This is a genomic window from Nocardioides sp. L-11A (assembly GCA_029961745.1).
GTDB lineage: Bacteria > Actinomycetota > Actinomycetes > Propionibacteriales > Nocardioidaceae > Nocardioides.
On the sequence record CP124680.1, the window covers coordinates 2,452,468 to 2,465,252 of the forward strand.

At 72.2% G+C, this 12,785-nt stretch carries 14 protein-coding genes and 1 other RNA gene; 12 read left to right on the forward strand and 3 right to left on the reverse strand.

What is annotated here, in order from left to right; genetic code table 11:
• The first annotated feature begins 15 nt into the window (after window positions 1-15).
• The 6 genes from QJ852_11680 to QJ852_11705 all read left to right on the forward strand — a co-directional run bounded on the left by QJ852_11680 (window position 16) and on the right by QJ852_11705 (window position 6,584).
• Window positions 16-1,197 (forward strand): thiolase family protein, encoded by a 1,182-nt coding sequence (locus tag QJ852_11680; protein WGX99079.1) that lies wholly within the window; start codon window positions 16-18, stop codon window positions 1,195-1,197.
• A 2-nt stretch (window positions 1,198-1,199) separates the two neighbouring features.
• A complete protein-coding gene (locus tag QJ852_11685; GenBank protein ID WGX99080.1) occupies window positions 1,200-2,345 on the forward strand; it encodes an acyl-CoA dehydrogenase family protein in 1,146 nt (381 codons plus the stop codon).
• A gap of 19 nt (window positions 2,346-2,364) precedes the next feature.
• Window positions 2,365-3,102: an SDR family NAD(P)-dependent oxidoreductase gene (locus QJ852_11690; protein ID WGX99081.1), complete on the forward strand. Its 738-nt coding sequence runs from the start codon at window positions 2,365-2,367 to the stop codon at window positions 3,100-3,102.
• The gene (locus QJ852_11695; protein ID WGX99082.1) at window positions 3,099-3,563 is read left to right on the forward strand and encodes a MaoC family dehydratase; all 465 of its coding nucleotides are present in this window, start codon (window positions 3,099-3,101) and stop codon (window positions 3,561-3,563) included. Before QJ852_11690 ends, QJ852_11695 begins: the two co-directional genes overlap by 4 nt.
• A 9-nt stretch (window positions 3,564-3,572) precedes the next feature.
• Complete coding sequence (locus QJ852_11700; protein WGX99083.1) at window positions 3,573-4,097, forward strand: ACT domain-containing protein; 525 nt, start codon at window positions 3,573-3,575, stop codon at window positions 4,095-4,097.
• Window positions 4,098-4,163: 66 nt separating this feature from the next.
• The gene (locus tag QJ852_11705; protein WGX99084.1) at window positions 4,164-6,584 is read left to right on the forward strand and encodes a DUF262 domain-containing protein; all 2,421 of its coding nucleotides are present in this window, start codon (window positions 4,164-4,166) and stop codon (window positions 6,582-6,584) included.
• 45 nt (window positions 6,585-6,629) lie between these two features.
• On the opposite strand, the gene rnpB is transcribed toward QJ852_11705, so the two are convergent.
• An RNA gene (rnpB, locus tag QJ852_11710) (RNase P RNA component class A) lies at window positions 6,630-7,008 on the reverse strand.
• Between the two features lie 52 nt (window positions 7,009-7,060).
• Between rnpB and QJ852_11715 the strand changes: the two genes are divergently transcribed.
• From QJ852_11715 to QJ852_11725, 3 genes are read left to right on the forward strand one after another with little or no spacing between them, the layout of a single operon-like run.
• Entirely contained in the window at window positions 7,061-7,483 is a 423-nt protein-coding gene (locus tag QJ852_11715; GenBank protein WGX99085.1) for a tetratricopeptide repeat protein, read from the forward strand.
• A gap of 9 nt (window positions 7,484-7,492) precedes the next feature.
• Window positions 7,493-7,687 (forward strand): hypothetical protein, encoded by a 195-nt coding sequence (locus tag QJ852_11720; protein WGX99086.1) that lies wholly within the window; start codon window positions 7,493-7,495, stop codon window positions 7,685-7,687.
• Window positions 7,688-7,724: 37 nt separating this feature from the next.
• Window positions 7,725-8,003 (forward strand): hypothetical protein, encoded by a 279-nt coding sequence (locus QJ852_11725; protein WGX99087.1) that lies wholly within the window; start codon window positions 7,725-7,727, stop codon window positions 8,001-8,003.
• A gap of 31 nt (window positions 8,004-8,034) precedes the next feature.
• Here QJ852_11725 and QJ852_11730 read toward each other — a convergent pair whose 3' ends face one another.
• Both QJ852_11730 and QJ852_11735 read right to left on the reverse strand, forming a co-directional pair.
• Window positions 8,035-9,279, reverse strand: coding sequence for an NADH:flavin oxidoreductase/NADH oxidase family protein (locus tag QJ852_11730; protein WGX99088.1), 1,245 nt, complete (start codon window positions 9,277-9,279; stop codon window positions 8,035-8,037).
• Window positions 9,276-10,157, reverse strand: a complete 882-nt coding sequence (locus tag QJ852_11735; protein ID WGX99089.1) for an SDR family NAD(P)-dependent oxidoreductase — start codon at window positions 10,155-10,157, stop codon at window positions 9,276-9,278. Before QJ852_11735 ends, QJ852_11730 begins: the two co-directional genes overlap by 4 nt.
• Window positions 10,158-10,240: 83 nt before the next feature.
• Here QJ852_11735 and QJ852_11740 point away from each other — a divergent pair, with 83 nt between their 5' ends.
• The 3 genes from QJ852_11740 (at window position 10,241) to QJ852_11750 (ending at window position 12,720) form a co-directional block, all read left to right on the forward strand.
• Window positions 10,241-10,861: a TetR/AcrR family transcriptional regulator gene (locus QJ852_11740; GenBank protein WGX99090.1), complete on the forward strand. Its 621-nt coding sequence runs from the start codon at window positions 10,241-10,243 to the stop codon at window positions 10,859-10,861.
• Window positions 10,862-10,957: 96 nt separating this feature from the next.
• Window positions 10,958-12,190 carry an MFS transporter gene (locus tag QJ852_11745; protein ID WGX99091.1) on the forward strand — a complete coding sequence of 411 codons (1,233 nt, stop codon included), beginning with the start codon at window positions 10,958-10,960 and terminating at the stop codon, window positions 12,188-12,190.
• Window positions 12,145-12,720 carry an HhH-GPD-type base excision DNA repair protein gene (locus QJ852_11750; GenBank protein ID WGX99092.1) on the forward strand — a complete coding sequence of 192 codons (576 nt, stop codon included), beginning with the start codon at window positions 12,145-12,147 and terminating at the stop codon, window positions 12,718-12,720. The genes QJ852_11745 and QJ852_11750 overlap by 46 nt, the downstream gene beginning before the upstream one ends.
• Window positions 12,721-12,785: the final 65 nt, after the last annotated feature.

A 12,785-nucleotide genomic window follows, 5' to 3' on the forward strand; every position in this document is an offset into this window, starting at 1 on the left:
CCGATGGGATACGTCATGGCAGAACTCGAAGACATCGTCGTGCTCGGTGGCGCGCGCACCCCGATCGGCAGCTTCGGCGGCACGCTCGCCGACGTCCCCGCCCATGAGCTGGGGGCGACCGCGGCCCGCGGCGCGCTGGCCCGCTCCGGCGTGGCGGCCGAGGACATCGAGGAGGTGGTCGTCGGCTGCATCGGCCAGGTCGGCGGGGACGGGCTGATCGCCCGCCGGGTGTCCGTCGCGGCGGGACTGCCGTACGGCGTCCCGTCGTACAGCGTGAACCGCCAGTGCGGGTCGGGCCTCCAGGCGATCTGGTCGGCGGCGATGCAGCTGCAGGTCACCGGATCGTCGTTCGCGCTGGCCGGCGGCAACGAGTCCATGTCGCGGATGCCGTTCTACGACTTCACGCCGCGCGGCCGCAAGGGCCTCGGGGACCGGCGGCTGGTCGACGGCACGCTCGCGATGCTGACCGACCCGTTCCTGGACGTGCCGATGGGCGTGACGGCCGAGAACGTCGCCGAGACCTACGGCGTGTCCCGGCGCGACCAGGACGAGTTCGCCGTGCTCTCGCAGGCGAAGGCGGCCACCCCCGCGGCGACGGCCGCGTTCGCCGAGGAGATCGTGCCGGTGGAGACCGGCGGGCGGCGCAGCACGACCGTCACGACCGACGAGCACCCCCGCCCCGAGACGACCCTGGAGATGCTGGCCGGCCTCCGCCCGGCCTTCCGCGAGGGCGGCTCGGTGACCGCCGGCAACTCCTCGGGGATCAACGACGGCGGCGCGGCCGTCGTCCTCGCCCGCGCGTCGGCCGCCGAGCAGGCCGGCCTGACGGGCCTGGCGCGGCTCGAGGCCGTCGCGACCGCGGGCAACGAGCCCGGCCTGATGGGCTACGCGCCGGTGTTCGCGCTGAAGCGGCTCTTCGCCCAGACCGGGCTCGGCCCCGGCGACATCGACGTCTTCGAGGTCAACGAGGCCTTCGCGGCCCAGGCGCTCGCTGTCATCCGCGACGCCGGGCTCGACCCGGAGAAGGTCAATCCCTACGGCGGCGCGATCGCGCTGGGGCACCCGGTCGGCGCGACCGGCGCCACCCTGAGTGTGCGCGTCGTCCACGACCTCGCCCGCCGCGACCTCGAGCTCGGTGTCGTGACCATGTGCATCGGCGGCGGCCAGGCGCTGGCCGCGCTGTTCCGGAGGATCTGATGGTGAAGCGCACGCTCTTCGAGACCGAGCACGAGGACTTCCGTGCGGCGGTCCGCGAGTTCCTGGCCCGCGAGGCCTGGCCGCACGTCGACCAGTTCATCGACCAGCGCCAGCTGCCCCGCGACTACTGGCTCGCTGCGGGCAAGCAGGGCTTCCTCGGCCTGGAGATCCCCGAGGAGTACGGCGGGTCGCTCGCCGAGGACTACCGGTTCAACGCCGTCCTCAACGAGGAGTTCGCCCACGTCAACATGGCGCTCGCGTCCTCCACCGGCATCCACTTCGACGTCGTCATGCCCTATCTGGTCAAGCTCACCACCGAGGAGCAGCGCCGCCGCTGGCTGCCCGGGTGCGCGACCGGCGAGATCGTCACGGCCATCGGGATGACCGAGCCGTCGGGCGGCTCGGACCTGGCCGCGCTGCGCACCAGCGCCGAGAAGGTCGCGGGTGGCTGGCTCCTCAACGGGGCCAAGACCTTCATCACCAACGGCTACAACGCCGACCTGGTGATCGTCGCGGCCCGCACCAGCCCCGGCACCCGGAGCAGGGGGATCAGCCTGCTCGTGGTGGAGCAGGGGATGGAGGGCTTCAGCCGTGGCCGCAAGCTCGACAAGGTCGGCCAGCCGGAGGCGGACACCGCCGAGCTGTTCTTCGACAACGTCCACGTCCCCGACGAGAACGTGATCGGCACCGTCGACGGCGGCTTCGGCCACATGATGTCGTGGCTGCCGCAGGAGCGGGTCGGGTCCGCGGTCACCAATGTCGCCCACGCCCGCCAGATCCTGACCGAGACGATCGCCTACGCCCAGGAGCGCCAGGCCTTCGGCGCCTCCATCGGCAGCTTCCAGCACAACAAGTTCCTGCTGGCCGACCTGGTCACCCGGATCGATGTCGCCCAGGCGTTCGTCGACCAGTGCGTGCTGGCCCACACCCACGGGGAGCTCAGCAGCGTGGACGCCGCCAAGGCGAAGTGGTGGTCGGCCGAGGTCCAGAACCAGGTCCTCGATCACTGCGTCCAGCTGTACGGCGGCTACGGCTACATGAACGAGCAGCGCGTCGCCCGGGCCTGGCGCGACGCCCGCGTCACCAAGATCTGGGCCGGCTCCAACGAGATCATGAAGGAACTCATCGGCCGCGAGCTCGGGTTCTGACCGAAGGGATAGACACGACATGGGCAACATCAGCTTCGACTTCACCGGCCGGACCGCGATCGTCACCGGCGGGGCCCGGGGGATCGGCCTCGAGATCGGCCGGACCCTGCGGGCCAGCGGCGCCGCCGTCTACCTCGCCGACGTCGACGAGGCCGCGGTCACGGCTGCCGCCGGCGAGATCGGCGCCGTGGGCGTGCGCGCCGACGTGAGTGACACCGAGGACGTCGAGCGCGTCGTCGCGACCGCGGTCGAGGAGACCGGTCGGCTCGACATCGTGGTCAACAACGCGGGTCTGCTGCGCGACGGCGTCCTGTGGAAGACCTCCGACGCCGATTGGGACCTGGTCCAGCAGGTGCACCTCGGTGGTGCGTTCCGGCTGACCCGGGCCGCCGTGCCCCACTTCCGGGCGCAAGGCGGCGGCCGCGTCATCAACGTCACCTCCTACAGCGGGCTGCGCGGCAACGTGGGGCAGGCGAACTACTCCGCGGCCAAGGCCGGGATCATCGGGTTCACGAAGACCGCGGCCAAGGAGCTCGGCCGATTCGGCGTCACGGTCAACGCGATCTCGCCGAACGCCGAGACCCGGATGATCGCCTCCATCCCGGCCGACAAGCTCGCCGAGCTCGCCGCCGCCATCCCGCTGGGCCGGTTCGGCGCGCCGCAGGAGATGTGCGCGGCGGTGAGCTTCCTGGCCTCGGAGGAGGCCGGCTACATCACCGGCGTCGTCCTCCCCGTCGACGGCGGGATGTCGATGTGAGCGCGGTCGCGACCAGTTGCGCGGGACTCGCCGACCTCGTCGGCGTACCGCTGCCGCACTCGGACTGGATCGAGGTCGACCAGGCCCGCATCGACGAGTTCGCGCACGCGACCCTCGACGACCAGTGGATCCACGTCGACGCCGAGCGGGCCGCCACCGGTCCCTTCGGTACGACGATCGCCCACGGCTATCTCACCCTCTCGCTGGTGTCGCGCTTCCTCTTCGAGGCGTTCACGGTCGACGATGCCGAGTCGGCGGTCAACTACGGCCTCGACCGGGTTCGCTTCATCGCTCCCGTGCCCTCCGGGTCTCGCATCCGGGGGCAGGTGACCGTGGCCGAGGCCGACGTCCGCGGGGGTGGCTACCAGGTGAAGAGCAGCGTCGTCGTGGAGTGCGACCGGGTGGAGGGGCCGGTCGCCGTCGCGGAGGTGCTGACCCGGTTCGTGGCGCGCGCCTCGTAGTCTGCGCTCATGGCGACCTTCACGCTGACCTGCATCGGAGACGACCGGCCCGGGCTGGTGTCGGACCTGTCGGCGCCCATCCACGCCCACGGTGCGAGCTGGAACCGCAGCCAGATGGCGCGCCTGGGTGGCAAGTTCGCCGGGATCCTGCTGCTGGACGTCCCCGACGCCAAGGCCGACGACCTCGTCGCCGCGCTGACCGCGCTGCAGGACGTCGGTCTCCTCGTGACGCTCGAGCGGACCGACGTACCCGTCGACGAACCGGCGCTGCGCATCAACCTGGAGCTGCTGGGGGCCGACCGCGCGGGCATCGTCGCCGAGATCTCCGCCGCTCTCGCCGGCCGGGGAGTGAGCATCGAGGAGCTGGTCACCGACGTCCGTGAGGCGCCGATGGCCGGCGGGAGGCTGTTCGAGGCGAAGGCCGTTCTCGGCGCGCCCGCCACCGTGAGCACGGACGACCTGCGTTCGATGCTCGAGGCCCTCGCCGACGAGCTGATGGTCGAGATCAACCTCACGGACGCCGACGGGGCCTAGAGCGGCCGGCCGGGCGAAATGCCCGAACCGCTGAGACGCCGGCGGGCTCCTCAATAGTCTGCGTCCGTGAAGACCGACGTGCTCACGCCGCAGGCCGTGTTCTACCTTCCCCAGCACCTCGTCGTACCGCTGTTCCAGCGTCCCTATGTCTGGGACGAGGCCGACCAGTGGCTGCCGCTGTGGCAGGACATCGCGCGGCTGGCGGAGCTGCGGCTGAAGGATCCGTACACGCAGCCGTCGCACTTCCTCGGAGCGGTGGTGCTGCAGGCGGTCGACGGTCAGCACGGGGCCGTGCCGGCGAAGAACGTCATCGACGGCCAGCAGCGGCTCACGACGCTGCAGCTGTTCATCGACGCCTCGGCGGCGGTGTTCGAGAGCAGGGGGTTCGACGGGCTCGCCGATCAGTTCGGCGATCTGACCCACAACCGGGCCTACGGCGGGGTGGTCGAGGCCAGTCTCAAGCTCGTGCACTCGAACCAGGACGGCGTCGCGTTCCGCGAGGTGATGAACGCGGAGGCGCCCGTGCACCATGCCTCCCTCACGCATGCGGGCTCGCGGATCACCCGGGCGCACGCGTTCTTCGCAGCGCGGATCGACGAGTGGCTGGGTGCGGGCGACGAGGTTCGGTCCCGGGCGGACGCGCTGGCGCAGGCGGTCGGCCAGGGCCTGCAGCTGGTCGTCATCGACCTGCAGGTGCAGGAGAACTCGCAGGAGATCTTCGAGACGCTCAACGCCCGTGGCACGCCGCTGACCGCCGCGGACCTCATCAAGAACTTCGTCTTCCAGCGCCTGGAGGCCGAGGGTGCCGACACCCGGCGCGCCTATGCCGAGGACTGGCCCTTCGAGGCCGCCTTCTGGGAGCAGGAGGTCAGCGTCGGGCGCTACACGATGAGCCGCGGATCGCTGTTCCTGAGCCAGTGGCTGGGCAGCCGGCTCGGCGAGGAGGTGAGCCCGCGACAGACCTTCATCCGGTTCAAGACGTACGTCGACTACGAGGCCGGTTCGAAGATGGGCGAGCTGCTCCTGGCGATCAAGGAGCAGGCGGGGCTCTATCGCACCTGGACCGAGCACGCCGGCGACAGCTCGCGGATCCTCACCCGGCCGGAGCTGGCGTTCTACCGGATGAGCGCCGGCGGGGTCGAGGTGCTCAAGCCCGCGATCATCTGGCTGTACGACCCCGCCGGGGAGATCCCGTCCGACGTCGCCGACGACGTCCTCGCGATGCTCGAGTCGTGGGTGGTACGCCGCCAGCTGCTGCGGCTCACGTCGGCGGATCTCGGCCGGATCGTCGCCGAGATCATCAAGTCCAACCGCACCACGCCGGTCGCGGAGTTGGTCGACAGCGTGCGCCACCACCTGTCCCGGCTGAACGTGAACTCCAACTACTGGCCCGGCGACGACGAGGTCCGCTCGCACCTCGCCACGGAGCAGTCGTACCGCCGCTACCCCCGCGCTCGGATGCGGTTCTACCTGGAGGCGGTCGAGGACCACCTGCGCTCCCGCCACGACAACCCCCAGGTCCCGCGCCTCGGCTATCACGTCGAGCACGTACTGCCGCAGAAGTGGGAGACGCACTGGGCGGTCGAGGGACTCGAGGCCGAGCTCGCCCGGGGCGAGCACGTGCATCGGCTGGGCAACCTGACCCTGCTCACGGCGAGTCTCAACACCACCGTATCCAACGGTCCCTGGCACAGCAAGAAGGAGCATGTCGTCGCGAACGACGTCTTCCTCCTCAATCGCCACTTCCGCGAGGCCGACCGCTGGGACGAGGCGACGATCGACGAGCGCACTGGCGTACTGACAGACCTGCTGTTGGCGGTCTGGCCTGTGCCGGAGGGACACACCGGGGCGATCAGCGACGGCTCGACCAAGGTGAACGCCTGGGTCGAGGTCAAGCATCTCGTCGCAGCGGGCCTGCTGCCGGCCGGCACGGTCCTGCACTCGCGTCCCGGGCAGTGGGAGGGACGCCGGGCGACGGTGCTGGCCGACGGGCAGGTCGAATTCGAGGGCACGACGTACACCAGCCCGTCGAGCGCCGGCTATCACGCCAAGGGAGGCCGCGGCGCCAACGGCTGGAACTTCTGGTTGCTGGAGGACGGTCGTCGCCTCGGCGACGTCCGCGCGCAGTACCGCGGGGAGAAGGCGGACCGGCCGGCGGGATTCGACTGGTCGAGCCTCCACGAGATCCTCGAAGCCGTGCCCCCGGGCCGGTGGACCTCGTACCGCGACCTCGCGGACGCCGTCGGCACCGCCCCGCAGCCGCTCGGCGCCCACCTCTCCAAGTGCACGCAGTGCGCCAACGCGTGGCGGGTCCTCTCCTCCGACGGACGGATCGCCCCCGGCTTCCAGTGGTCGGACCCGGACGACGACCGCGACCCCGCGGACCTGCTGCGCGAGGAGGGCGTGACGCTCGTCGGCGGCGTGGCGGCCGCTGATCAGCGGCTGGACAGCGAGGCGCTGGGACTGCTGATCGCGGAGGGCGAGTAGCGGGTCGCCGTCGGGCCCGAGGGTGCAGGACGCCCCGGCCAGTAGGGGACGGGCTGGCCTGTAAGCCGGGTTCTGTCCCCTGTCTCCAAGGGGGCGACCATCCATCTAGGGCTGCCGTTGCCGACAGCCTCCAGCGACCTACCCGCACACTCGGGCGAGCCGCCCTCGAACGTGTGCTGTCTGGTCTTGCTCCGGGTGGGGTTTGCCTAGCTGCGCCGGTCGCCCGGCGCACTGGTGGGCTCTTGCCCCACCGTTTCACCCTTACCCCGCCCCTCGAGAGGGGTGGGGCGGTCTGTTCTCTGTGGCACTGTCCCGCGGGTCACCCCGGGTGGGTGTTACCCACCACCCTGCTCTGTGGAGCCCGGACTTTCCTCGGGATCCGACGCCTCGCGGCGATGGATCACGCGGTCGCCCGGCCAGCCCGTCCGCCGCACACTCTAGGGAACAAGCGGACCGCCGGGACAGTTGAGGCCGACATGAACGAGATGCCCGAGATCAAGGTGCTGCCGCCGATCATCTTCCCGGGTACGACGGCACGGCACGAGGTGGCGTACCGGACCGCCCACGACTTCCTCACCCGCCGTGCGCCGCGCGAGGCGCTCGAGGTCCTCGAGCCGGCGCTGGACAAGGAGCCCGACAACCGCGGACTGCGGTCGCTGCGGGCGTGGGCCTACCTGATGCGGGCCCAGCTGCAGAAGGCCGCCGACGAGCTCACCGGCTTGGTCGCCGACGACCCGGCCGACGCCTGGAGCCGGCACGCGCTCGGGCGGGCGCTGGAGCGCCAGGCGAAGTACGCCGAGGCGCTGCCGCACCTGCGGCTGGCGGCGGCGATGACCGGCGACCCCGAGCACGAGTACGACGTACTGCGGGTCGAGCGGCTGGCGGGCCGCCTGGAGTAGGTTCGGGTCATGTCCGCGGACGACGAGTACTGGTTCTGCCTGACCCACCACCGGGTCGAGGGCGTCGAGGGATGTCCCAACAAGGACCGTCTCGGTCCCTATCCCACGCAGGCCGAGGCTGCCCGCGCGCTGGAGAAGGCCGCCGAGCGCACCGAGGCGTGGGACGAGGACCCGGCCTGGAACGACGACGTCGAGGACAAGTAGTCCGTTGGCGTTCTCCCGCCGCCGCCGGATCCGCCCGGTGGCGATCGACCCTGTCACCGGGCAGCGGATCTCGCCGTGGCCGTTCGTGGGTCTGGTGCTGCTGGTCTCGTCGTTCTTCCTGTACGCCGCCGCGGGACTCCTCGCGCCGGCGTGGGCGGTCGTCGTCCTGCTGCTGACCTGGCTGGCCATGTTCGTGCTGTGCTTCGTCTGGTGGAGCTCGCACCCGAAGCGCACGGTCGTGCTCGGGATCGTCTCGTTCCTGTGGTGGTGGGTCGCCGTGACCGCTGGCGGCATCCTGCTGGACTGGCGGGCCTGACGCCCCACCCACTCGCCGGGGCCGGCGGGTGTCAGCCGCGCTGGGCGCGGAACGCCCCCGGTCCGTTGCGCAGGCCCAGCCACAGCGCCGCCTCGGCCCACGACCGGCCCGGATCGGGCTCCTTGCCGGCGCCGAGCCGGTGCAGCTGGTCGGTGTGCCAGGACAGGTCGAGCGCTCCGTCGAGCTGCTTGAGGTTCGCCACCTTGCCGAGCACCGGCCGCAGGCCGGCCCTCACCCGGGCGCTGGGCAGCGTCGCGAGCCCGTCGCGGAGGATCGCGCGGGGGGCGTCGGGGAGCAGGCAGGTCGGGCGGCCCAGGCCGACGAGGTCGCAGTCGCCCGACGCGATCGCGGACTCCATGGCCGCGGTGGAGCGGAAGCCGCCCGTCACGGCGATGGGTACGTCGCCGGCGAGATCGCGCACCGACGCGGCGTACTCCAGGAAGTAGGCCTCGCGCGCGGCGGTGGAGGCGCGGACGGTGCCCATCATCGCGGGCGCCTCGTAGGAGCCGCCGCTGATCTCGATCAGGTCGATGTCGTCGGCGACGAGGGCCGCGACGACCTCGCGCGACTCCTCCTCGGTGAACCCGCCGCGCTGGAAGTCCGCGGAGTTGAGCTTGATCCCCACCCCGAAGCCGCGCGAGGTCGTCGCGCGGATCGCGCGCAGCACCTCGAGCACGAACCGACGCCGCCGCTCGGGGTCGCCGCCCCACGCGTCGTCGCGCTGGTTGGTGCGCGGAGAGAGGAACTGGGTGACGAGGTAGCCGTGGGCGCCGTGGATCTGCACGCCCGCGAAGCCCGCCTGCTCGGCGACGGCGGCCGCGGCGGCGTACCTGTCGACGATCTCGCGGATCTCCGCGTCCTCCAGCGCCCGGGGCCTCACCGAGCCCGGCACCTTGGCCTGGACCGCGCTCGGAGCGACCGGACGGTGGCGCCCGACGAGGGCGTTGGCCTGGCGGCCGGGGTGGTTGACCTGCATCCACAGGGGAGTGCCGCCGTCCTGGAAGCCGGAGGCCCAGGCCCGCAGCCGGTCGAGGTGGCGGTCGTCCTCGATCACGACGTTGCCGGGCTCGCCGAGGTGGCGGCGGTCGACCATCACGTTGCCGGTGACGACCAGGCCGTAGCCGCCGTCCGCCCAGCGGCGGTAGAGCCGCTCGAGGCGCTCGGACGGCCCGCCGTCGCGCTCGCCGAGCGATTCGCTCAGTGCGGACTTCATGAACCGGTTGGCCAGCTTCTGGCCGTGCGGCAGGGCGATGGGGGAGCCGAGGTGGGTGGTCATGCCGAGGCCTTCTTCCGGGAGCGAGGGACCGCGGGACGGGCGGCGGGAGCCTTGAGCGAGGCGGTGAGGCGGCGGGACACGGCCGCGAACGGGCGTTGGTACGCCGCTCCCAGGACGCGTACGACGAGGTCGACCGCGACGGCGTCGGCGCCGATGAGCACCTTGGGTCGGCGAGCTCGGACGCCGCGCAGGATGGTGCGTGCGGCGGCCTCGGGCGACGTCCGGGTCAGCCGCTCCTCGAAGACGCGTGCGATGCCGGAGATGTCGGCGGCGTTGCTGGCCGTGGCGTTGTTGACGATATTGGTCCGGATCCCGCCCGGGTGGACGCAGGTGACGCCGACCGGGTGACCGTCGACGAGCATCTCCTGGCGCAGCGCCTCGGTGAACCCGCGGACCGCGAACTTGGCGGCGTTGTAGGAGCTCTGGGTCGGCACGCCGAACAGCCCGAACACGCTGGAGACGTTGACCACGTGGCCCTCGCCCGACGCGATCAGGTGGGGGAGGAACGCCTTGGTGCCGTGCACGACGCCCCAGAAGTCGACGTCGAGGACCTTCTCGATGTCCTCGTAGGGGCTCTCCTCGACGGTGCCGAAGATGGTGATGCCGGCGTTGTTGACGACCAGGTTCACGCCACCGAAGTGGTCGGCGACCGCGTCGGCCCACGCGTGCACCGCCGCCCGGTCCCGTACGTCGAGCACGGTGCTGTGCGGCGTCGCGCCGGCCCCCTCCAGGAGGGCGACGGTCGCGGCGAGGCCGGCGGCGTCCCAGTCGCTGACGGCGACCCGGGCCCCCTCGTCCGCGAGTTGCAGCGCGAGGGCCCGGCCGATGCCCGAGCCCGCGCCGGTGATGGCGGCGACCCTGTCCCGGAAGTCCTTCATGGCCGCGAACGTAGTTCCCAGTCAGGCGACTTGACAAGTCATTCGACTTGCAAATGCGACGAGACGTGCGCCACGATCGCGCCATGAGCACGGGGACGAGGGCGAGCCGGCGCCAGGTCGACCGCCGCGCCGCGACCACCGAACGGCTCCTCGACGCGACCATCGAGTGCCTCGCCGAGGACGGGTACGTCGCCACAACCACCCGCCGCGTCGCCGAGCGCGCCGGGGTCAGCCAGGGCGCGCAGCAGCACTACTTCCCCACCAAGGCCGCTCTCGTCGACGCCGCGATGGTCCGCCTCGTCGACCAGCTCCTCGCCGACGCGGTCTCCCGCGGCCTGGACGTCGGCACCGAGCCCGAACGTGCCGGCGCCCTGCTCGACCTGATCTGGGAGATCCACCACCTCCCGGTCACGCCGGCCGTCCTCGAGCTCTTCAACGTCGCTCGCACCGAGCCGGCCATGGCCAAGCGCGTGGCCGAGATCGTGTGCGGCGGCATGGGTGAGGTCCAGGACCTCGCCGCGACCGCCCTGCCGTCGTACGCCGGGCGCGCGGGTTTCGCCGACTTCGTCCAGATCGCGATGGCCACCGTCCGGGGCACCGTCGTGGTCGCCAACATCCCCGGCGCCGCCGGCGCCCATCCCACCTGGCCGGTGCTGCGGGCGCACCTCCTCGAGAGCCTGGAGCGGCTAGGCTCGCCGGCATGACCTCCCGGGACCACTAGGACGCCGCTGCGGCCCGACGCCTCGCGCCGGCCGCGTTTTCACCGTCCCCTCGTCCCCTTCCGTTCCGGAGGAATCCCCATGTCCGGCGTCACCGACGCCGGGAGCGCCCGCCTGCTTCTCGCCGGCCCCGGCGTGGCGCGCACCTTCGCGTGTGCGCTGCTCGGCCGGCTCGCCTACGGCGTGCTCCCGCTCTGCTTCCTGTTCACCGTCCGCGACGCGACCGACTCGTTCGCCGTCGCCGCCACCTGCTCGGCGACCGTCGGGCTCGCGGCCCTCGTCATGCCGATCCAGGCCCGCTGGCTCGACCGTCACGGACAGCACCGGGTGCTGCCGGTCGCCGCCGGCTGCTGGTCCGGGCTGCTCGTCGCCGCCACGCTCCTCGCCCAGGGCGACCACCCGGTCGCCGTCTGGCTCGGCCTGTCCCTCCTGCTCGGTGTCACCGGGCCGCTGCTCGGGCCGTCGATGCGTGCGCAGTGGCGCGAGATCGCGCCCGGGGGAGGGCAGCGCCGCCGCGCCTACGCCCTCGACTCGGTCGGCGAGGAGGCGCTGTACCTCGTCGGGCCGGTCGTCGCCGGCATGGTGCTCGCCCTCGGTCCGGTCTGGGTCGGGCTGCTGCTCGCCGCGGCGCTGGTCTGGTGCGGCACCACCGCGCTGGTCGCCTCGCCGTACCGGCCGCGGGCGAGCGACCCCGTCGCCACCGCGCCGGTGCCGGTACCGACGCGGGCCGGTCCATCCGGACTGCTCGGGCTGGTCGCCGCGCTGCTCCTCTTCGGCGCCGGTAACGCGGCCACCTTCGTCGGTATCGCCGCCCTGGCGGACCGGGCGGGTCGACCCGGCCTCGCCGGTCCGGTCGAGGCCGCCCTCGCCACCGGCGCGGTCGCCGGCGGCCTGCTCTGGGCCCGCCACGGCCGCAGCCGTCCCGCGGGCCGGGTGCTCGCCCTGCTCCTCGCCTGCCTCGCACTCGCCCAGGGCGTCGTCGTGCTTGCCGACAGCCTGCTCGTCGCGGGAGTCGTGCTGGCGGTCGGCGGCCTCGCGCTGTCCCCGGTGTTCGTGGTCGCCTACGCCGCCGTGGACGAGCGCGTCGCGCCGCAGCGGCGGACCGAGATGTCGACGTGGGTCAATGTCGGCGTCAACAGCGGCAGCGCCCTCGGCGCCGCGGGCGCGGGACTGCTCGCCGGTGGGGGAGCGGCCCTGCCCTTCGCGCTCGCCGCCGCCCTCTCCGCGGGCGCTGCCGCGGTCGCGGTGGCGTGGGGCAGGATGTCCCCATGGCGATCCACATCACCGACGATCCGGCGGCCGACGAGCTGCTGAGCTCCAATCCGTTCGCGCTGCTCGTCGGGATGATGCTCGACCAGCAGTACCCGATGGAGCACGCCTTCCTGGGCCCGCAGAAGGTGATCGGGCGGTTCGGCAGCTTCGACCCGGCCGCCATCGCGGTGGCGGATCCCGAGGAGTTCGCGGCGCTGTGCTCGACGACGCCGGCGATCCATCGGTTCCCGGGCTCGATGGCGGCGCGGCTGCAGGAGCTGGCGCGCATCGTCGTCGAGGAGTACGACGGGCATGCGGAGCGGATCTGGACCGAGGCCGCCGACGGCAAGGACCTGATGAAGCGGCTGCAGGCACTGCCCGGGTTCGGTGCCCAGAAGGCGAAGATCTTCGTCGCGCTGGTGGCCAAGCAGCTCGACGTGCGGCCGGCGGGCTGGGAGAAGGCGGCGGGCGACTACGCGCTCGACGGCTTCCGCTCGGTCGCCGACGTGGTCGACCCGGTGTCCCTGCAGAAGGTCCGCGACCACAAGAAGGAGATCAAGGCCGCCGCGAAGGCCAAGGCCGCCGGTTCCTGAGCGGACCCTGAGCCGACGCTGAACCGGCGCTGAGCCCCGATGCGCGAGTGGCTGGGGGTGCCGTG